Genomic DNA, 19,050 nt, shown 5'->3' on the forward strand with positions numbered 1-19,050 from the left:
GTCACGAGAGCTTCGCGGCCGCCTTCTCGGCCGACGCCCGTGCCTGCGCGACGGCGTGCTTCGCGTCCTTCCCGGCGGACTTCGCCGCACGCCGCGCATCCTTCGCGACGTGCTTGGCATCCTTGGCCGCCGACTTCGCGGTCCGCTTCGCCGACGACGTGGCCACGTCGGCCCGCAGCCGGGTCCGCTCCGCCGCGTGCTCGATCGACCGGCTCGCCGCGGCCCGCTTCTGCCCGATCCGGTACGTGACCCCGGGACGGCCCTCGAGGTCGATGCCGGCGATGACGGCGGCCCCCACGGATCCCAGGTTGCGGACGAACTTCGCCGTCCTCTCCTTGCGCTCGTCACCCTTGGCCGTGAACGGCTGGTTGACGACGGCGAGCGGTGCGGTGAGCGCGGCGAGCGTCAGCGCGGCGGTGCGGGGTGCCCGCCCGACGGCGAGCAGCAGCCCGGCGACCACCGTGGCGGCGCCGTGCGCGCGGACCAGCAGGGAGACCTGCGTGTCGTCGAGCGGGTCGAGGCCGAGGGTGCGCGTCACCGTGTCGGCGCCCTGCCGGGCGGCGTCGGTGTGCTCGGTCGGTCGCAGCGCGGCCGACAGGCCGTCGTACACGAACGGGACGGCCAGCAGGGGGCGGGCAAGTCGTCGCAGCAGCATGAGCCCCACTGTGGCAGAGCCGTCGCCCGGTTGCCCACCGGGAGCGCGCACGGGTCGACAGTCATGATCGGATCCGGTTCGATCTCCCCATGACCGGACGTGCGGGTGTGGCGGGACGGAGGCCGGGCCGGACGGCCACGGCGGCAGCGGCGGCCCTGGCGGTAGCGGCGATGCTGTCGGCGTGCGGGGCACAGGGACCGAGCGGCGCGGACGGCCCCGCGGACCTCACCGGGACGGTCGGCGCCGACGAGGCGGTCAACGGTGGTGGTCCGGCACTCGTGGACGCCTCCGACGTCTACTACGAAGGGCTGGCGCTCGACGACGGGGACGTGGTCGTCGTCGACGCGGACGACGCCGAGGTGGGCACGGACGCCCTGGTGGCGGGAGCGGCGGTCGAGGTGTGGGTCGGCGACGCCTGTGCCGAGTCGCAGCCGGTGCAGTGCGACGTGCTGGCGGTCCGCGTCCTGGGGTGAGGGCCTCAGGTGGTGGGCAGCTCGTCCCAGTCGCGGTGGGACCGCGGGACGGGTCGTCGTCCGTGGCCGTCAAGGCGGACGGCGCGCACGAGGACGGTGGCGTAGGCGAGGGCGGTCAGGAGCACGAGGATCAGCAGCACGGTCATGGCAGCAATTCTTCGACCGTGGCGATCCTGCCACGAGTGGCAGGATGGACATTGACCGTCGATTCTCTGCCAGGCCGTGGCATCATGAGGCCATGATCCGCAAGGTCGCCGCCGTCGTCGTCCCCGGCGTCGCTCCGTTCGAGCTCGGCATCGCCTACGAGGTGTTCGGGATCGACCGCAGCGCCACCGGTGGTCCCTCCTTCGACTTCACCCTCTGCACCCCCGACCCGGGCCCCGTCATGACCAAGGGCGGGTTCCCCGTGGTGGTCGACGCCGGCCTCGACGCCGCCGACGACGCCGACGTCCTCGTCGTCGTCGCCTACGACCTCCTCGACGCCGAGGACCGCGTCACCGTCCCGGCGGCCCTCCTCGACACCGTCCGCCGCGCCCACGAGCGCGGCGCCTGGATCCTGTCGCTGTGCACCGGCGCGTTCGTGCTCGGGGAGGCCGGGCTGCTCGACGGCCGCCGCTGCACCACCCACTGGATGTACACCGCACGCCTCGCCGCCGCCGTCCCCACCGCCGACGTCGACCCCGACGTCCTCTACGTCCAGGACGGCAAGATCCTCACCAGCGCCGGGACCGCCGCCGGCATCGACGCCGCCCTGCACCTGCTGCGCACCGAGCTCGGCGGGCAGATCACCCGGAACGTCGCCCGGCGGATGGTCGTCCCGCCGCAGCGCGACGGCGGGCAGGCGCAGTTCGTCGTCGACCCCGTGCCCGACGACGCCACCTCCCTGCGCGAGCTGCTCGACTGGATGCGGGCGCACCTCGCCGAACCCCACACCGTGCCCGCCCTCGCCCGCCGCGCCATGCTCTCCGAGCGCACCTTCGCCCGCCGCTTCCGCGCCGAGACCGGCACCACCCCCGCCGCCTGGCTCGTCCGCCAGCGCGTCGCCCGCGCCCAGGAGCTCATCGAGGGCACCACCGCGTCCGTCGACGAGATCGCCGACGCCGTCGGGTTCGGCAGCGCCGCCGTCCTGCGGCACCACTTCCACCGCGTCCTGCGCACCAGCCCGACGACGTACCGGCGCCGCTTCGCCGACGTCGCCTCCTGACCCCCGGGCGTCCCGCCGCCCGGCACCGGGAATGACAGGACACCGCCGTCCGTTGACGCCAGACGTGACAGCCTGCCCGACGCGACCGACCGCCGCACCGACCGAGGTACCGCTCTTCGCCCTCGCCCCCGACGCCCTGGCGCCCTCCGCCCCCGCCCGCGCCGCCTGGCCGACAGGGCTAGGCTCGACGGTGATGAGCGACGACAGCGAGCGCACCCCCGCACAGGACCCCGAGGCCGAGATCGGCGAGGACACCGAGCGCGCACCCCAGCAGGAGAGCAGCGCCGAGCGTGCCGCGCGCTTCGAGACCGACGCCCTGCAGTACGTCGACCAGCTCTACTCCGCGGCGCTGCGCATGACGCGCAACCCCACCGACGCCGAGGACCTCGTCCAGGAGACCTTCGCCAAGGCGTTCGCCGCGTTCCACCAGTACCGGCCCGGCACCAACCTCAAGGCCTGGCTGTACCGGATCCTCACGAACACCTTCATCAACTCGTACCGCAAGAAGCAGCGGCAGCCGCAGCAGTCCCAGACCGACGACATCGAGGACTGGCAGATCGCGCGCGCCGCCACCCACACCTCGCAGGGCCTGCGCTCCGCCGAGGCGGAGGCGCTCGACCGCCTGCCCGACTCGGACGTCAAGCAGGCCCTCGCCGAGCTGCCCGAGGACCGGCGGATGGTCGTGTACTACGCCGACGTCGAAGGCTTCCCCTACAAGGAGATCGCGGAGATCATGGGAACACCCATCGGGACGGTGATGTCCCGGCTGCACCGTGGCCGCCGGCAGCTGCGCGAGCTGCTCGCCGACTACGCCGCGGACCGTGGTCTCACCGCAGCACGTCAAGGAGAGTCATGAGCGGCGAGATCACCCCCATCCCGCACGAGCCGGCCGAGGGCGAGAGCGAGTGCGAGCACGCCCTCGTGCACCTCTACGAGTTCCTCGACTCCGAGATGACCGAGGCCGACGAGCACAGGATGCGCGCCCACGTGGCGCACTGCTCCCCGTGCCTCGCCGAGCTCAGCATCGAGGAGCTCGTCAAGAAGCTCGTCAAGCGCTCCTGCGCCGAACGAGCACCCGAAGGGCTCCTCGTGCGCATCCACCAGCAGATCACCGTCATGGCGATCGCGGACTGACGCCACCGACGACGAAGGGCCGGACCCCGCAGGGTCCGGCCCTTCGTCACGTCTTCATGCCGCGCCTCAGGCAGTTCCTTCGAACGCCTGAGGCTGCCGGTTCCGCGTCGGGCGAGTGCCTCCTTCGTCGGCCCTCACCCTCTGCTTCACCTCTGCCTCAGGCAGTTCCTTCGAACGCCTGAGGCTGCCGGTTCCGCGTCGGGCGAGTGCCTCCTTCGTCGGCCCTCACCCTCTGCTTCACCTCTGCCTCAGGCGTTGGGACGCTTGCCGTGGTTGGCGGCCTTGCCCTTGCGGGCACGACGCTTGCTGCCGCGCTTGCTCATGGCGGACTCCTCACGAGAAGGTGGGACGGGTGTCGACCCATGGTCCCACACCGGGACCGCAGCCTGGGAATCGCGGCACCACGGAGGTTTTCGATGAGCACCGAGTCCTGGGCGGTCGCCGCCCCGCAGACGATCGACGTGGGGCCGGTGACGGCGGCGTCGGTCCGGCTCCAGGCCGGGCGGGTCGAGGTGGTCGCGGACGCCGACGGTCCGTCCGCCGTCCTCGAGATCCTGGAGGTGGGGGACAAGCCGCTCCAGGTGGTCCGGGAGGGCGGCCGGCTGCGCGTCGGCTACGAACGGTCCGTCGTCGAGGCTTTCGTCGCCCGCGTGCGCTCCCTCGGCGACTCCGAGCGCGCCGTCGTGCGGCTGCGGGTACCCGCCGGGGTCACGGTGGACGTCGGGACGACGCAGGCCGACATCGACGTCACCGGCACGCCCGGCACCGTCGTCAAGACCGTGACCGGCGCCGTGCGCACCGTGGGGACCTCGGGCTCGCTGTACCTCAAGACCATCTCCGGCGACGCCGGCGTGGAGGCCCACGCGGGCGACGTGTCCGCCCAGACCGTCTCCGGGGCCCTGTCGGTCGGCGGCGCGCTCGGGCGCGTCAACGTCGCCAGCGTGTCCGCCGCGATCGCGGTCGCGGCCACGGGGTCGGTCCCGCTCGTGTCCGCCAAGACCGTGTCCGGCGACGTCGCCGTGCGCCTCGACGGCGGCACGCCCGTCAGCCTGAAGGTCCGTGGGGCGACCGGCCAGGCGGTGCTCGACGGCGCCGTCCTGGAGTCCCAGGGGCACACGCTGTCCGTCGACCACGCCGAGCCGCCCACCGACGGACGGCCCGTCGCCTACGTCACGGCGACCGTCACCTCGGCGCGGGTCGTCGTCTCCCGCGGCTGACGGCCCGACCGCCCGCCGGGGGCGCACCCCGAGGGCGGGCGAGGTGTCACTCGCCCTCGGCGGGCACCCCGAGCCACGCGTGCCAGCCGGTGTGCAGCACCAGCCACGCCATGAGGCCGTACCCCGCCTGGCCGGGGTACGTGTCGCCGGTGGTCGCGAGGTCGGCCAGCCACTGCTCGTGCTGCGCCAGCGGGGTGTAGGTGTCCACGTACGGCACCCGGCGCCGGCTCGCGACGTCGGCGAAGGCGGCCGACAGCTCCGCGATGCGTCCGCCGTCCTCGGGGTGTCCGGGCGGCGGCCCGACGACGAACGTCGACAACCGACGGCTGTCGGCCATGTCGAGGATGTTCGCCAGGTTGAGCCGGGACCGCGCGACGGACAGGCCCGGGTCGAGGTCGTGCCGGCCCAGCGCGACGACGAGCCGGTTGTCGTGCGTGGACTCCGGCCCGAACCGGGAGTCGGTCTCCGCCGCCCAGCGGGCACCCAGCGCCGACGTGCCCTCCCCGGGCACGGCCAGCACGAACGTCATCGCGGGCCGGTCGAACCGGGTGCGCGCCAGCACCCTGCCGGTCCAGCCCAGCGCGCGGGCGTCGCCGACGCCCGCGCTGAGCTCGTCACCCACCACGCAGATACGCACCTGTCGGTCGGTCACGACCCGTCACCATCCCCTGCCCGTTGCTTCCTGCGCCGTCATTGTCGCCGGACCCGGCGCAGCACCGCATGATCCCACGCCGTCGCCGCCCGCGTCCTCGGGACGTGGGGAGGGACGAGCGGGGAGTTCGTGACGTTTCGGACAGGACGCGGTGAACGCGACGTCCCGGAACGGCCGGGCGGTGCGGCGCGGGCGGGCTCAGCGCAGGGTCGCGCCCCAGCGCACCTCGTGCGACTCGCCGGGGCCCAGGTGCACCAGGCGGTCCCCGGAGTTGAAGGCGTCCGCGTAGCAGCTCATCGGCTCGGCGGCGAGGCCGAACCGCTCGTGGCCGGCGATGTGGTCGGCCGAGCAGACCTGCCAGCAGTCCATCGAGGAGTCCATCCACACCGCGGCGGTGGAGCCGTCGGGACGCTCCAGCAGGCACCAGGACAGGCCGTCGGCGTCACGGACGGCTCCCACCCAGGCGTCGTCCAGGTCGAGGCCCTTCAGCGGCCGCGGGGCGCGCAGGTCGTGGTCCCCGGTGACGGGCTCGACGCCGGTCGGCAGCAGGCGGTCGTCGACCGTCACGTGCTCGGTGGCGTCGAGGCGGACGACGCAGTCGTCGAGGTCCGCGCCGCCGGTCGACAGCCACGGGTGGAACCCGACGCCGTAGGGAGCGCTCCCACCGGCCACGTTGGTCGTCCGGACGCGCACCTCCAGACCGTCCACGGCGTCCACCCGGTACGTCACGCGCGAGGTGAGCTGGAACGGCCACCCCTTCTGGGCGGGCAGGGCGAGCTCGAGGGTCACCCGGTCGGCGGCGGCCTCCACGAGCTCCCACCGGTACCAGCAGCCCAGGCCGTGCAGGGCGGTGCCACGGTCCGGCTCGTTCAGCGGCAGCTGGAACGTCTCGCCGTCCACCGTGTACCGGCCGTCGCGCAGCCGGTTCGGCCACGGCACCAGCACCGCGGCGTTGTAGACGGGGGACGGCTCGTCGACGCCGAAGGGGACGAAGACGTCCACGTCACCGACGCGGTACTCGCGCACCATGGCGCCCACCTCGGTGATCGTGGCGGTGTGCTCGCCGGCGGCGATCCGGTGCTGCGTACCGGACGGCGCGGCGGTCTCAAGGGTCGTGTTCACCCTCACACGGTAGTCGGAGAGCCAGCCGGACGGGGTACGCGTACCGTGTGGAGTCGACCCCACCTTGGAGGACACAGATGCAACAGCGGGTGCTCGGACGGACCGGACGGATGGTCTCCGTCGTCGGCCTCGGAACCTGGCAGCTCGGCGCCGACTGGGGCGACGTGAGCGAGGAGGACGCCCGTGCGGTGCTGGAGACCTCGCTCGAGCACGGCGTGACGTTCTACGACACCGCCGACGTCTACGGCGACGGTCGTAGCGAGCAGATCATCGGCGGCTTCCTCGCCGACCACGCCGACGCCGGGATCACCGTCGCCACGAAGATGGGTCGCCGCGCCGACCAGGTGCCGCAGAGCTACGTCCTCGACAACTTCCGGCAGTGGACCGACCGGTCCCGCAAGAACCTCGGGGTCGAGCGCCTCGACCTCGTGCAGCTGCACTGCCCGCCGAGCGCCGTGGTCACCGACGACGAGGTCTACGACGCCCTCGACACCCTCGTCGCCGACGGCGTGACCGCCGCGTACGGCGTCTCGGTCGAGACGGTCGACCAGGCGCTCGCCGCGATCGCCCGGCCGGGCGTGGCGTCCGTGCAGGTCATCCTCAACGCGTTCCGCCACAAGCCCCTGGAGCAGGTGCTGCCCGCCGCCTCGGCGGCCGGGGTCGGGATCATCGCGCGCGTCCCGCTCGCGTCCGGCCTGCTGTCGGGCCGCTACACCGCGGAGACGACGTTCGCCGACGACGACCACCGCACCTTCAACCGCTCCGGCGACGCGTTCGACGTCGGCGAGACGTTCTCCGGCGTGCCGTTCGAGACGGGGGTCGAGGCCGCGCAGCGGTTCACGGCGCTGGCCGCGGACCTCCCCGGCGACCTCACCCCGGCCCAGGCGGCGCTCGCGTGGGTGTGGCAGCGCCCCGGCGTCTCCACCGTCATCCCGGGTGCCCGCAACCCCGAGCAGGCGCGGCTCAACGCCGCGGCCGGCGACGCCGACGTCCTCGGTCCGCTCTTCGCGGCGGGCGTCAAGGAGATCTACGACGACGCGATCCGCGAGCACGTGCACGACCGCTGGTGATCCGCCCGGCGGCGCCCCGCTCCCGGGCCGTCGCCGGACGGGCAGCACGACAAGGGCCCGGCAGCCGCGAGGCTGCCGGGCCCTTTCGTCGACTCCGTCGACGTCCCGGCGTCAGCGGGTGAAGACGCGCTCCAGCAGGACCGCCTGCTCCTCCTTGTGCCGCTTCGCGGTACCCGCCGCCGTGGAGGCGGACGCGGGACGCGAGATGACCTCGACGCGCGGCAGGTCGGTCGGCAGCGCCAGGTGCAGGTAGGACCAGGCGCCCTGGTTCTGCGGCTCGTCCTGGACCCACACGACCTCGGCGTCCGGGAACTGGGCGATCTGCTCGCGGACCTGCTCCTCCGGGAACGGGTAGAGCTGCTCCAGGCGCACCAGGGCGGTCTTGTCGTCGCCTCGCTTCACCCGCTCCGCGAGCAGGTCGTAGTAGACGCGGCCCGTGCACAGCACGAGGCGCTCGACCTTCGACGGGGTGATGCTGCCGTCGGCGACCGCGACGTCCCCGAGCACAGGCTCGAACGTGCCGGTCGTGAAGTCCTCGACGCCGGAGGCCGCCGCCTTGAGACGCAGCAGCTGCTTCGGGGTGAAGACGACCAGCGGACGACGCGGGCGGTCGTACGCCTGCTTGCGCAGCAGGTGGAAGTACGACGCGGGCGTGGACGGCTGCGCGACCGTCATGTTGTTCTCGGCGGCGAGCTGGAGGAACCGCTCGATGCGGGCCGAGGAGTGGTCCGGTCCCTGGCCCTCGTAGCCGTGGGGGAGCAGCATGACGACCGAGGAGCTCTGGCCCCACTTCTGCTCCGCCGACGAGATGAACTCGTCGATGACGGTCTGGGCGCCGTTGACGAAGTCGCCGAACTGCGCCTCCCACAGCACCAGCGCGTCAGGACGCTCCACCGAGTAGCCGTACTCGAAGCCGAGCGCGGCGTACTCGCTGAGGGAGGAGTCGTAGACCCAGAACTTCGCCTGGTCGCCCGACAGGTACAGCAGCGGCGTCCACTCGGCGCCGGTGTGACGGTCGTGCAGCACCGCGTGCCGCTGCGTGAACGTGCCACGACGCGAGTCCTGGCCCGCGAGACGCACCGGGGTGCCCTCCGCCAGGAGCGAGCCGAAGGCGACGAGCTCTCCGAAGCCCCAGTCGATCTCGCCCTCCTTGGCCATGATCTGGCGCTTCTCGAGGAGCTTGCCGAGCTTCGGGTGGACGTTGAAGCCCTCCGGCGGGGCGACGTGGACGTCGCCGACGCGCTCCAGCATCGAGTGCGAGATCGCGGTGCGCCAGCCCACCATCGTGCCGGCGTCCTCGCGCTGCGACTCCGGACGCTCCAGGCCTGCGACCTCCTCCGTGCCCGCGGGCGCGGTGTAGCCGCCGCCCTTGGTCTCGGTGAAGACGCGCTCGAGCTGCGCCTGGTAGTCCTGGAGGGCCTGCTCGGCCTCCTCGACGGTGATGTCGCCGCGCGCCACGAGGTTCTTCGTGTAGAGCTTGCGGACGGACTGCTTCGACTCGATGAGGTTGTACATCAGCGGCTGGGTCATCGAGGGGTCGTCGCCCTCGTTGTGGCCGCGGCGGCGGTAGCAGACGAGGTCGATGATGACGTCCCGGTCGAACTGCTCCCGGTAGGCGAACGCCAGCTCGGCGACGCGGACGCACGCCTCCGGGTCGTCGCCGTTCACGTGGAAGACGGGGATCTGGTAGCCCTTGGCGACGTCGGTCGAGTACGTCGTGGAGCGCGACGACGACGGGGCGGTGGTGAAGCCGACCTGGTTGTTGATGACGACGTGGATCGTGCCGCCGGTGCGGTACCCGCGCAGCTGGGCGAGGTTGAGCACCTCGGGCACGACGCCCTGGCCCGCGAACGCGGCGTCGCCGTGCAGGAGGATCGGCAGGACGGAGAAGCCGTCGCCGCCCAGGTCGATGCGGTCCTGCTTGGCGCGCACGATGCCCTCGAGCACCGGGTCGACGGCCTCCAGGTGCGACGGGTTCGCCGCGAGGTAGACCTTGGTCGTCGCACCGGACTCGGCGGTGAAGTTGCCCTCGGTGCCGAGGTGGTACTTCACGTCGCCGGAGCCCTGGACGGACTTCGGGTCGAGCTGGCCCTCGAACTCCGCGAAGATCTGCGAGTAGCTCTTGCCCGCGATGTTCGCGAGCACGTTGAGGCGACCGCGGTGGGCCATGCCGATGCCGACCTCGTCGAGGCCGTTCTCGGCCGCCTTCGACAGGATCGCGTCGAGCAGCGGGATGACGGACTCGCCGCCCTCCAGCGAGAAGCGCTTCTGGCCGACGTACTTGGTCTGCAGGAACGTCTCGAACGCCTCGGCCGAGTTCAGGCGGCGCAGGATGCGCAGCTGGTCCTCGCGCGGCGTCCGGGCGTAGCCGTGCTCCAGCCGGTCCTGCAGCCAGCGGCGCTGGGCGGGGTCGGAGATGTGCATGTACTCGATGCCGATGGAGCGGCAGTACGAGTCGCGCAGCAGCCCGAGGGTGTCGCGCAGCGTGGCCTTGGCCGTGCCGCCGAACCCGCCGGTCGGGAACGTCCGGTCGAGGTCCCACAGCGTGAGGTCGTGGTTCTGGATGTCCAGGTCCGGGTGCTTGCGCTGGCGGTAGGCCAGCGGGTCGGTGTCGGCCATGAGGTGGCCGCGCGACCGGTACGCGTGGATGAGCTCGGCGATCTTGGCGGGCTTGGCCGCCTCGACGTCCGCGTCCTTCGTGTTGTCGCGGACCCAGCGCACGGGCTCGTAGGGCACCCGCAGCGCCGCGAACACGCGGTCGTAGAAGCCGTCCAGACCGAGCAGCTTGTTGCTGAGAATCTTGAGGAACTCGCCGGACTGCGCACCCTGGATGATGCGGTGGTCGTAGGTCGAGGTGACCGTCATGGTCTTCGACACGCCCATGCGGGCGAGGCGCTCCTCGGACGCGCCGGCGAACTCCGCCGGGTAGTCCATGGCGCCGACGCCGATGATGGTGCCCTGGCCCTGCATGAGGCGCGGCACGGAGTGCACGGTGCCGATGCCGCCGGGGTTCGTCAGGGAGATGGTGGTGCCGGCGAAGTCGTCGACGCCCAGCTTGCCGCCGCGGGCCTTGCGCACGAGCTCCTCGTACGCGGCCCAGAACCCGGCGAAGTCGAGCTCGTCGGCCTTCTTGATGCTCGGCACGAGCAGCTGGCGCGAGCCGTCCGGCTTGGCCAGGTCGATCGCGAGGCCGAAGCCGACGTGCGCGGGCTGGACGACGCCCGGCTTGCCGTCGATCTCCTCGTAGCGCGCGTTCATCACGGGCATGTCGGCCAGCGCCTCGACGAGCGCGAAGCCGATGAGGTGGGTGAACGAGATCTTGCCGCCGCGGCCGCGGGCCAGGTGGTTGTTGATGACGATGCGGTTGTCCACCATGAGCTTGGCGGGCACGGCGCGCACCGACGTCGCCGTGGGGACGGCGAGCGAGGACTCCATGTTGGTCACGACGCGCGCCGCGGGGCCGCGGAGCTTCTGCTTGTCGTCGGTCGCGTCCTCGTCGTCGGTGCGCGGCTTGTGGCGCGCGACCTCGGCGTAGGGCGCGGTCGAGGGCATGGCCTCGGCGACGGGCCGGACCGCGGACACCTCGGGGTCGGCGGGCACCGGTGCGGCGGCGGCGGGCTGCGAGACCTCGGCGGCCGCGGTGCCCTCCGACGCGGACGACGCCGCGCTCGGCGACGCGGCGGGCTGCGCCGGGGCCGGGGACGACGCGGGGGCCGCCGACGCTGCGGGGGTGGCAGGGGCCGCGGGGGCGGCCGGGCTGCTCGACGCGGACGTCCCGTCGGACGACTCGCCCGGCGTGTAGTCGGCGAAGAAGTCCCACCACGCGGGGTCGACCGCGTTCTTGTCCTGGAGGTACTGCTCGTAGAGCTCGTCCACGAGCCACTCGTTCGCCCCGAACGACGCGCTTTCGGCGTTGATCGACTCTGACCCAGCCTGAGGGGATGCCACGCCCGGTTCGCCCACTTTCCCACATTGCTTCGTTGACGGTCGCGCCCAGGAAGGTTCCCGAGCACCTTCCAAGGGTAGGCCCTTCGCCACCGCGACCTCGCGGCCGCGGGGCCGCCGGAGGTGGCCCGCGGCGGCCAGTCCCACCGGGACGTGAGGGTCGGGTAATAGGCGGGGAAAGGGCGAGGCGTCATCGCGTCGAACGCCGTCATGCGAACGCCTGGTCGAGAGCCCGGTCAGGCCGTGGGTGTGACAGAGATCACTGATCTGCCGGGGTCTCGGTCGACACCCCGGGGGCCGGCCGGGCCACCGCGGGCAGGGTCACGCGCATGGTCGCGCCCGACGGGGTGTCGGCCACCTCCACGTGCCCGCCGTGCAGGTCGACCGCCCAGCGCACGATCGCGAGGCCGATCCCCGTGCCGCCGCTCGACCCCACGTGCGGGCGGGCCCCGGTCGTCCCCCGCGCGAACCGCTCGAACACTCGGTCGCGGTCCTCCGGCGCGATGCCGGGACCCTCGTCGCCCACCTCGATCACCACGGAGTCGTCCACCGGGTAGGCGTCGAGCCGGACCGTGCCCCCGAACGGCGAGTGCCGGATCGCGTTCTGCAGCAGGTTCGTCACGACCTGCCGCAGCCGCTCGACGTCGGCCTCCAGGGAGAGGTCCTCCGGGGTGACGTCCACGACGTAGGTCAGGCCCTTGGCGGCGTCCACCATCGACACCGCCTCCGCGCACTCCTCCAGGAAGTCGCCGACGGAGAACTCGCCGAGCACCAGCGCCGACGCGCCCGCCTCCACGCGCGAGAGGTCCAGCAGGTAGGTGACCAGCCGGGTGAGGCGCTCCGTCTGCTCCAGCGACAGCTCCAGCGCGGCCGGCGTCGGTTCCGTCACGCCGTCCACCAGGTTCTCCAGCTGCGCCTGGAGCGCCGCCACCGGCGTGCGCAGCTCGTGCGAGACGTTCGCGATGAGGTCGCGCCGCACCCGGTCGGACGCCTCGAGGTCGCGCGCCATCGTGTTGAACGCCAGCGCGAGCTGGCCCACCTCGTCGCGGCTCGTCGAGCGCACCCGGACCGAGTAGTCGCCGTCCGCCATCACCTGTGCCGCCCCGGTCATCTCCCGCAGCGGCGACGTCATGCCCCGTGCCAGGAGCTGGGTGAGCACCAGCGAGACGATGATCGCCAGCGGGAACGTGCGGCTCGGGCCGAGCTCGTTGCGCAGCCCGATCCACGTGATGAGCACCGCGACCGTCACGCTCGCCACGACCAGCAGGCCCAGCTTCGCCTTGAGCGAGTGGACCGGGTCGAGCGGGCGGACGTCGGGCAGCCGGTGGTCGCGCCGTCGGGCGCCGTCGTCGTGCACCTCGGGCACGTCAGCCCGCCGGCGGCTCGAACGCGTAGCCGACGCCGTGCACGGTGCGGATCAGCTCCGGTCCCAGCTTGCGGCGCAGCGCCTTGATGTGGGAGTCCACCGTGCGGGTGCCGGACGCGTCGGCCCAGTCCCAGACCTCGGCGAGCAGCCGCTCGCGCGTCTGGACGGTCTTGGGCGAGCTGGCCAGCATGACCAGCAGCTCGAACTCCGTCGGCGTGAGGTGCACCTCCTCGGTGCCCCGGTGGACCCGGCGCTGGGCGCGGTCGATCGTCACGTCGCCCGCCACCAGCGGCGGGTCGCTCGGCGCGGACGCGGCGGCCTGCGCCGCGCGCTCGACGCGGCGCAGCAGCGCCTTGACGCGGGCCACGAGCTCGCGCATGGAGAACGGCTTGGTCATGTAGTCGTCGGCACCGACGCCGAGCCCGATGATCATGTCCGTCTCGTCGTCGCGCGCCGTCAGCATGAGGATCGGCGTGGGGTGGTCGGCCTGGATGCGGCGGCAGACCTCCAGGCCGTCGATGCCCGGCAGCATGACGTCCAGCACCACGGCGTCGGGGTGCAGGCGCGCCGCGGCGTCGACGCCCGAGAGGCCGTCGCGGGCGACCTCGACCCGCCAGCCCTCCGCGGAGAGTCGCTGCGCGATGGCCGTCGCGATGGCCGGCTCGTCCTCGACGACGAGCACCGTGGCGTGCTGCTGGCCCTGGGCCGTGCCGCTCGAAGTGGTGGTCATGCGTCCATCTTGCATGCTGAACCTGAGGTTTCGCTGGGCATCGGCTGGCGTGGCGACCGTCACCGGGCCACGGGGCGGCCCCGGACGGGACACCGGGCGGGACGACCGGCTACCATCTCTCCACGATGGACGACAGTCGATATACCGCGCGGCGGTGCGCACCGTGCTGACCGAAGTGCTCCTCATCGGTGTCGGCGTGCTGCTCACCGCCGGTACCGCGATCTTCGTGGCGAGCGAGTTCTCCCTGGTGACGTTGGACCCCGCGGTCGTGGGGGCCGACGACGAGGAGGGCGACAGTCCGTCGCCCGGCCGGACGCCTCCCGATCGACGGGACCGCATCGTCCGCTCCGGGCTGAAGAGCCTGTCGACCGAGCTCAGCTCGGCCCAGGTCGGCATCACCGTCACCACGATCCTGCTGGGCTACACCGCCCAGCCGGCCCTGCTGTCGCTGTTCGGCGCGGGCCTTGCCTCCACCGCCCTCGGCGAGGGCGTCGCGGCCGTCCTCGCGGGCGTGCTCGCCCTGCTGGTGGTCAACGGCTTCTCCATGCTGTTCGGCGAGCTGGTCCCCAAGAACTTCGCGCTGTCGGCCCCGCACGCCACGGCTCGCGCCGTCGTCCCGCTGCAGCGGGTGTTCACGATCGTGTGCGGTCCGCTCATCCGCGTGCTCAACAGCTCCGCGAACGCGATCCTGCGCCGGGTCGGCGTCGAGCCCCGCGAGGAGCTGTCCGGCGCGCGCTCGGCGTCCGAGCTGATCTCGCTCGTGCGGCGCTCCGCCCGGGAGGGCACCCTGGAGGCCGGCACCGCGACCCTGCTCGCCAACTCCCTCGAGCTGGACGAGCTCACCGCGCGTGACGTCATGACCGACCGCACCCGCATGTCCGTCGTCGACCGGGACACCAGCGCGACCGAGGTGGTGGCGCTGGCCCACCGCACCGGGCACTCGCGGTTCCCCGTCATCGGCGACGACCGGGACGACGTCGTCGGCCTGGTGCACCTGCGCCGCGCCGTCGGCGTGCCGTTCGAGCGTCGCCACGACGTGCCCGCCGCCGCCCTCATGACGGACGCCCCGCGCGTCCCCGAGACCGTGACGCTCGGCCCGCTGCTCGTCGAGCTGCGCGGGCTGGGCCTGCAGATGGCGGTCGTCGTCGACGAGTACGGCGGGACCTCCGGCGTGGTCACGCTGGAGGACGTCGTGGAGGAGCTGGTGGGCGACGTCGCCGACGAGCACGACCGCCGGCGCGGCGGCGTGGCGCGGCAGGCGGACGGCTCCTGGGGCGTGCCCGGCGTGCTGCGCCCCGACGAGCTCCGGGAGACCACCGGGCTGCGCGTGCCCGAGGGCACCACCTACGAGACCCTGGCCGGCCTCGTCATGGACCGGCTCGGCCGGCTCCCCGAGGCCGGCGACGAGGTCGTGGTCGACGGCGTCGCGCTGCGCGTCGAGGTCGTCGAGACCCGTCGCGTCGAGCGTCTGCGCGTGCGGGAGGTGACGGCGTGAGCACCGGGACCGCCCTGCTGCTCGGCGTGCTGCTGCTCGCCGCCAACGCGTTCTTCGTCGGCGCGGAGTTCGCCGTGCTGTCCGTGCGTCGCAGCACCATCGAGCCGCGCGCGGAGGCGGGGGAGAAGCGCGCCAAGGTCGTCCTGTGGGCGATGGAGCACGTGTCCCTCATGCTGGCCTGCGCCCAGCTCGGCATCACCGTCTGCTCGACCGGCCTGGGCATCATCGCCGAGCCGGCTCTCGCGCACCTGCTCGAGGGTCCGTTCGAGGCCCTGGGCGTCCCCGAGCAGCTCGTGCACCCGGTCGCCGTGGTGATCGCCCTCGCGATCGTCGTCTACCTGCACGTCGTGCTCGGCGAGATGGTCCCGAAGAACCTCGCCGTGTCGGGCCCCGAGAGCGCCGCGCTGTGGTTCGCCCCGCCGCTCGTGCTCATCGCGCGCGTCCTCAAGCCCGTCATCGTCGCCCTCAACTGGGTGGCGAACCACTGCGTGCGCCTGCTCGGGGTCGAGCCCAAGGACGAGGTCGCCTCCGCGTTCACCGTCGAGGAGGTCCAGTCCATCGTCGAGCACTCGCGCGCCGAGGGCGTCCTCGACGACGACCAGGGCCTGCTGACCGGTGCCATCGAGTTCTCCTCGCGCACCGCCGCGGACGTCATGGTCCCGCTCGCGGACCTCGTCACCCTGACGCCGGCGGCCACGCCCGACGACGTCGAGCACCTCGTCTCGCGCACCGGGTACAGCAGGTTCCCGCTCTGCGACGACGGCGAGCCGGGCACCCTGATCGGCTACCTGCACCTCAAGGACGTGCTGTACGCGACGAACGGCAACCGGTCGCGACCGGTCCCGTCGTGGCGTTTCCGCGCGATGGCGGCCGTGGCCCCCGGCGACGAGGTCGAGGAGGCGCTGCGCGCCATGCAGCGCTCCGGCGCGCACCTCGCCCGCGTCGAGGACGGCGGACGGACCGTCGGCGTGGTGTTCCTCGAGGACATCCTCGAGGAGCTCGTGGGCGAGGTCCGTGACGCGATGCAGCGTCGCCGGTGAGCCCCCGGCGGCGCGCGGACGGCCGTGAACAAGTGCTGAACAACACGGGACTTGGCCGTGAGCCTGCTCACCGCTAGTGTGCGGTCACGGACCGGCGGCGACCCGGGGCCCCGGCCGGGCCCGGGGCGTGTCGTCGCAGGTCGCGAACCAGATCGAGGCGGTGCCACGGACGTGGCTGAGGCAGGAGGTGTCGTGGGCACGACGTCGCCGGACGGCAGCACCGTCCCGCGCTCCCGTCGGGAGATCCGCGAGGCCGAGGAGGCCCTCGCCGGTCGCACCCCTCGCCGCACCGCCCCCGCCTCGCGCACCCGCTCCCGCGGCGTCCACGCCGCCTCGCCCGGCCACACCTGGGTCACTCGCGTCACCGTGCTGGGCTCCCTCGCGGCCGCGACCATCGCCGCCCCGTTGACGGCCACCGCCGACAGCGAGGCCCGGTCGCCGTTCGACCTCGAGTCCGCGCCCACCGGGCCCTCCACCCTCGCGGTCCTGCGGTCCGGCAGCACCGCTCCCGCGACGTCGGCCGCCATCGCCGCCGCCCCGCGCGAGCGCAGCGTCGCCGCTGCCAGCCGTGCCTCGAGCGAGCGCGAGCCGCTGCCGAACTGTGACGGCGACGCGTCGGTGGACGGCGGCAACGGCCAGCTCGCCGACCACTCCCTGTGCGCCCTCTGGCAGGACGGCGAGCAGCTCCAGCCGGACGCCGCCATCGCGCTCTCCGCCCTCAACGAGGCCTTCAGCGCCCGCTTCGGTCGCAACCTGTGCCTCGTCGACAGCTACCGCTCGCTGTCCTCCCAGTACTCCGTCAAGGCCAGCCGCGGCTACCTCGCCGCCACCCCCGGCACCTCCATGCACGGCTGGGGGCTCGCCATCGACCTGTGCTCCAAGGAGACCGGCAGCTCCGAGGTCTACAGCTGGCTGTGGGACAACGCCCCCGCCTACGGCTGGGAGAACCCCCCGTGGGCGCAGCGCGGCGGCTCCGGCAAGTACGAGCCCTGGCACTGGGAGTACCGACCGGGCGTGGAGCAGATCACCACCTGGCACTGACGCCGGAGCGCGCCACACCGCGCGCACCACCCGTCCTGCGTGCGCCCGCACCCCGCGGGCCCCGAGGCCGTAGTGTCGGCAGCATGGCCACCGCGTACACCGACTTCGAGTTCGAGCGCCGCTTCCTCGTGCGCACGCTCCCCGACGCGCTCCGTGACGCGCCGTCGCTGATCGTCCAGTCCTACTTCCTGTCCGACGGCGGGTACGCGCTGCGCGTGCGGGTGCAGGCCGGCGGCGTGGACGGCCGGCTCGACGCGCAGAGCGACCCCGCCGACGTGCTCGACGCCGTCCGCGACCGCGTCGACTTCGCCGCCGTCACGGTCAAGGGGCCGTCCGCGGGAGGAACGCGGTACGAGGCCGAGCGCGAGCTCGACCCGCTGGTCGCGCTCGAGCTCGTCCGGCGCGGCGGCGCCCGCGTCGTCAAGACCCGCTACGCCGCGTGGATCGGCGCGGACGGCTGGTCGATCGACGTGTTCGGCGGCGCGAACCACCCGTTGATCGTCGCCGAGTGCGAGCGGTCCGGGCCCGTCACCGGCCTGCAGATCCCCGACTTCTGCGTCACGGAGATCACCGACGACCGCCGCTTCTCCAACGAGTCCCTCGCCGTGCAGCCGTACGCCGAGTGGGCCACCGACTACGCGCAGGAGCTGGCCCGGACCGGGCCCCGGTTCCGCGAGGACTTCGGCGAGAACACCTCCATCGACGCCACCTAGGACCGTCGGGGCCTCAGCGGGGGACGTCGCGTCGCTCGGGGCCGGTGTACGCCGACAGGGGGCGGATGAGGGAGTTCGCGGCCTGCTGCTCGGCGACGTGCGCCGTCCAGCCGACGATCCGCGCGGCGACGAAGATCGGCGTGAAGGTCTCGGTGTCGAACCCCATGAGGTGGTAGGCGGGGCCCGCGGGGTAGTCGAGGTTCGGGTAGATGCCCTTGCGGGCGACGAAGGCCGCCTCCAGCGTGTCGTACAGCGCGGCGAGGTCGGGCCGGTCGTAGTGCTCCACCAGGGCGTCGAGCGCCGCCTTCATCGACGGCACGCGGGAGTCGCCGTGCCGGTAGACGCGGTGCCCGAACCCCATGACCTTGCGCTTCGCGGCGAGCGCGTCGTCGAGCCACGCCTCGGCCCGGTCGGCGCTGCCGATCTCGGCGAACGCGTGCATCACGGCCTCGTTCGCGCCGCCGTGCAGCGGCCCCTTGAGGGCGCCGACGGCGGCGGTGACCGCCGAGTAGACGTCGGACAGCGTGGAGGCGACGACGCGCGCGGTGAACGTGGACGCGTTGAACGAGTGCTCGGCGTACAGCACGAGCGAGGTGCGGAACGCGTCGACGACGACGTCGTCGGGCACCTCGCCGAACGTCTGCCACAGGAAGTTGCGGGCGACGTCGAGGTCGTCGCGCGGGGGGACCGGGTCGAGGCCGTGCCGCCGTCGCTGCCCGTAGGCGACGATGCCGGGGAGCTGGGCGAGCAGGTAGACGGCACGGCCGCGGTTCAGCTCGGGGTCGAGGACTCCGCCGTCGCGCAGCAGGGTGGCGTCGAGCCCGCCGAGCTGGCTGACCGCGGTCCGCACCACGTCCATCGGGTGGGCGTCCCGGGGGAGGTCGTCGATCACGCGGCGGGTGCGCTCGTCCATCGGGCGCAGGGACCGTTCGAGGGACTCGAGCTCGGCGAGCTCGGCGGCGGTGGGCAGCTCGCCGTGCCACAGCAGGTGCGCGACCGCCTCGAACGGCTGGGTGGTGGCGAGGTCCTGCACGGGGTAGCCGCGGTACAGCAGCGAGTTGCTGTCCGGGTCGACCTTCGAGATCGCCGTGGTGTCGGCGACGACGCCGGCGAGGCCGCGGTGGACCTCGGGGGTGGGGGAGTCGGTCATCGGTGCTCCTTTGCTCGGATGACGTCGCGCGCCGGGCGGGATG

Annotated in this window: 19 protein-coding genes; 10 read left to right on the forward strand and 9 right to left on the reverse strand. The window is 73.0% G+C overall.

The genetic code is table 11. The annotated features are described in order from the left end of the window. Nucleotide 1: 1 nt before the first annotated feature. A complete protein-coding gene (locus I598_RS16790; RefSeq protein ID WP_068205397.1) occupies nt 2-655 on the reverse strand; it encodes a DoxX family membrane protein in 654 nt (217 codons plus the stop codon). A gap of 89 nt (nt 656-744) precedes the next feature. Here I598_RS16790 and I598_RS16795 point away from each other — a divergent pair, with 89 nt between their 5' ends. After that, nucleotides 745-1,128 carry a hypothetical protein gene (locus I598_RS16795; RefSeq protein WP_157557284.1) on the forward strand — a complete coding sequence of 128 codons (384 nt, stop codon included), beginning with the start codon at nt 745-747 and terminating at the stop codon, nt 1,126-1,128. 5 nt (nt 1,129-1,133) lie between these two features. Here I598_RS16795 and I598_RS17770 read toward each other — a convergent pair whose 3' ends face one another. After that, complete coding sequence (locus I598_RS17770) at nt 1,134-1,274, reverse strand: hypothetical protein (RefSeq protein ID WP_157557285.1); 141 nt, start codon at nt 1,272-1,274, stop codon at nt 1,134-1,136. A 92-nt stretch (nt 1,275-1,366) separates the two neighbouring features. Between I598_RS17770 and I598_RS16800 the strand changes: the two genes are divergently transcribed. The 3 genes from I598_RS16800 to rsrA are packed head-to-tail and all read left to right on the forward strand — an operon-like array spanning nt 1,367 to nt 3,466. Continuing rightward, complete coding sequence (locus I598_RS16800) at nt 1,367-2,332, forward strand: helix-turn-helix domain-containing protein (RefSeq protein ID WP_068204391.1); 966 nt, start codon at nt 1,367-1,369, stop codon at nt 2,330-2,332. A gap of 31 nt (nt 2,333-2,363) precedes the next feature. Beyond that, entirely contained in the window at nt 2,364-3,188 is an 825-nt protein-coding gene (locus I598_RS16805; protein ID WP_083973446.1) for a sigma-70 family RNA polymerase sigma factor, read from the forward strand. Then, nucleotides 3,185-3,466, forward strand: coding sequence for a mycothiol system anti-sigma-R factor (gene rsrA / locus I598_RS16810; protein WP_068204397.1), 282 nt, complete (start codon nt 3,185-3,187; stop codon nt 3,464-3,466). Before I598_RS16805 ends, rsrA begins: the two co-directional genes overlap by 4 nt. Before the next feature lie 248 nt (nt 3,467-3,714). On the opposite strand, the gene I598_RS18390 is transcribed toward rsrA, so the two are convergent. After that, on the reverse strand, nt 3,715-3,789 hold the full coding sequence (locus I598_RS18390) for a 50S ribosomal protein bL37 (protein WP_374108520.1): 75 nt from the start codon (nt 3,787-3,789) through the stop codon (nt 3,715-3,717). 93 nt (nt 3,790-3,882) lie between these two features. On the opposite strand from I598_RS18390, the gene I598_RS16815 reads away from it, so the two are divergent. Continuing rightward, entirely contained in the window at nt 3,883-4,683 is an 801-nt protein-coding gene (locus I598_RS16815) for a DUF4097 family beta strand repeat-containing protein (protein ID WP_068204400.1), read from the forward strand. Between the two features lie 46 nt (nt 4,684-4,729). Here I598_RS16815 and I598_RS16820 read toward each other — a convergent pair whose 3' ends face one another. Together I598_RS16820 and I598_RS16825 are read right to left on the reverse strand one after the other, a co-directional pair. Beyond that, nucleotides 4,730-5,335, reverse strand: a complete 606-nt coding sequence (locus tag I598_RS16820; protein WP_068204403.1) for a GDSL-type esterase/lipase family protein — start codon at nt 5,333-5,335, stop codon at nt 4,730-4,732. Between the two features lie 198 nt (nt 5,336-5,533). Then, nucleotides 5,534-6,457, reverse strand: a complete 924-nt coding sequence (locus tag I598_RS16825) for an aldose 1-epimerase family protein (protein ID WP_068204406.1) — start codon at nt 6,455-6,457, stop codon at nt 5,534-5,536. 77 nt (nt 6,458-6,534) lie between these two features. Between I598_RS16825 and I598_RS16830 the strand changes: the two genes are divergently transcribed. Further along, nucleotides 6,535-7,527 (forward strand): aldo/keto reductase, encoded by a 993-nt coding sequence (locus I598_RS16830; RefSeq protein WP_068204408.1) that lies wholly within the window; start codon nt 6,535-6,537, stop codon nt 7,525-7,527. Nucleotides 7,528-7,638: 111 nt separating this feature from the next. Here I598_RS16830 and I598_RS16835 read toward each other — a convergent pair whose 3' ends face one another. The 3 genes from I598_RS16835 to I598_RS16845 all read right to left on the reverse strand — a co-directional run bounded on the left by I598_RS16835 (nt 7,639) and on the right by I598_RS16845 (nt 13,568). Further along, nucleotides 7,639-11,475: a multifunctional oxoglutarate decarboxylase/oxoglutarate dehydrogenase thiamine pyrophosphate-binding subunit/dihydrolipoyllysine-residue succinyltransferase subunit gene (locus I598_RS16835; protein WP_068205398.1), complete on the reverse strand. Its 3,837-nt coding sequence runs from the start codon at nt 11,473-11,475 to the stop codon at nt 7,639-7,641. A gap of 256 nt (nt 11,476-11,731) precedes the next feature. Beyond that, nucleotides 11,732-12,838, reverse strand: coding sequence for a sensor histidine kinase (locus I598_RS16840; RefSeq protein WP_232314208.1), 1,107 nt, complete (start codon nt 12,836-12,838; stop codon nt 11,732-11,734). 1 nt (nt 12,839) lies between these two features. Further along, nucleotides 12,840-13,568: a response regulator transcription factor gene (locus I598_RS16845; protein ID WP_068204413.1), complete on the reverse strand. Its 729-nt coding sequence runs from the start codon at nt 13,566-13,568 to the stop codon at nt 12,840-12,842. 163 nt (nt 13,569-13,731) lie between these two features. Between I598_RS16845 and I598_RS16850 the strand changes: the two genes are divergently transcribed. The 4 genes from I598_RS16850 (at nt 13,732) to I598_RS16865 (ending at nt 17,857) form a co-directional block, all read left to right on the forward strand. Next, nucleotides 13,732-15,063 (forward strand): hemolysin family protein, encoded by a 1,332-nt coding sequence (locus I598_RS16850; protein WP_068205400.1) that lies wholly within the window; start codon nt 13,732-13,734, stop codon nt 15,061-15,063. Then, nucleotides 15,060-16,103 carry a hemolysin family protein gene (locus I598_RS16855; protein ID WP_068204416.1) on the forward strand — a complete coding sequence of 348 codons (1,044 nt, stop codon included), beginning with the start codon at nt 15,060-15,062 and terminating at the stop codon, nt 16,101-16,103. The genes I598_RS16850 and I598_RS16855 overlap by 4 nt, the downstream gene beginning before the upstream one ends. A 192-nt stretch (nt 16,104-16,295) precedes the next feature. Continuing rightward, the gene (locus I598_RS16860) at nt 16,296-17,144 is read left to right on the forward strand and encodes a M15 family metallopeptidase (protein ID WP_068204419.1); all 849 of its coding nucleotides are present in this window, start codon (nt 16,296-16,298) and stop codon (nt 17,142-17,144) included. An 83-nt stretch (nt 17,145-17,227) separates the two neighbouring features. Then, complete coding sequence (locus I598_RS16865; protein ID WP_068204422.1) at nt 17,228-17,857, forward strand: CYTH domain-containing protein; 630 nt, start codon at nt 17,228-17,230, stop codon at nt 17,855-17,857. Nucleotides 17,858-17,870: 13 nt separating this feature from the next. Here I598_RS16865 and I598_RS16870 read toward each other — a convergent pair whose 3' ends face one another. Further along, nucleotides 17,871-19,007 (reverse strand): bifunctional 2-methylcitrate synthase/citrate synthase, encoded by a 1,137-nt coding sequence (locus I598_RS16870; protein WP_068204425.1) that lies wholly within the window; start codon nt 19,005-19,007, stop codon nt 17,871-17,873. Nucleotides 19,008-19,050 lie beyond the last annotated feature (43 nt).

Source organism: Isoptericola dokdonensis DS-3, assembly GCF_001636295.1.
Taxonomy (GTDB): Bacteria; Actinomycetota; Actinomycetes; order Actinomycetales; family Cellulomonadaceae; genus Isoptericola; species Isoptericola dokdonensis.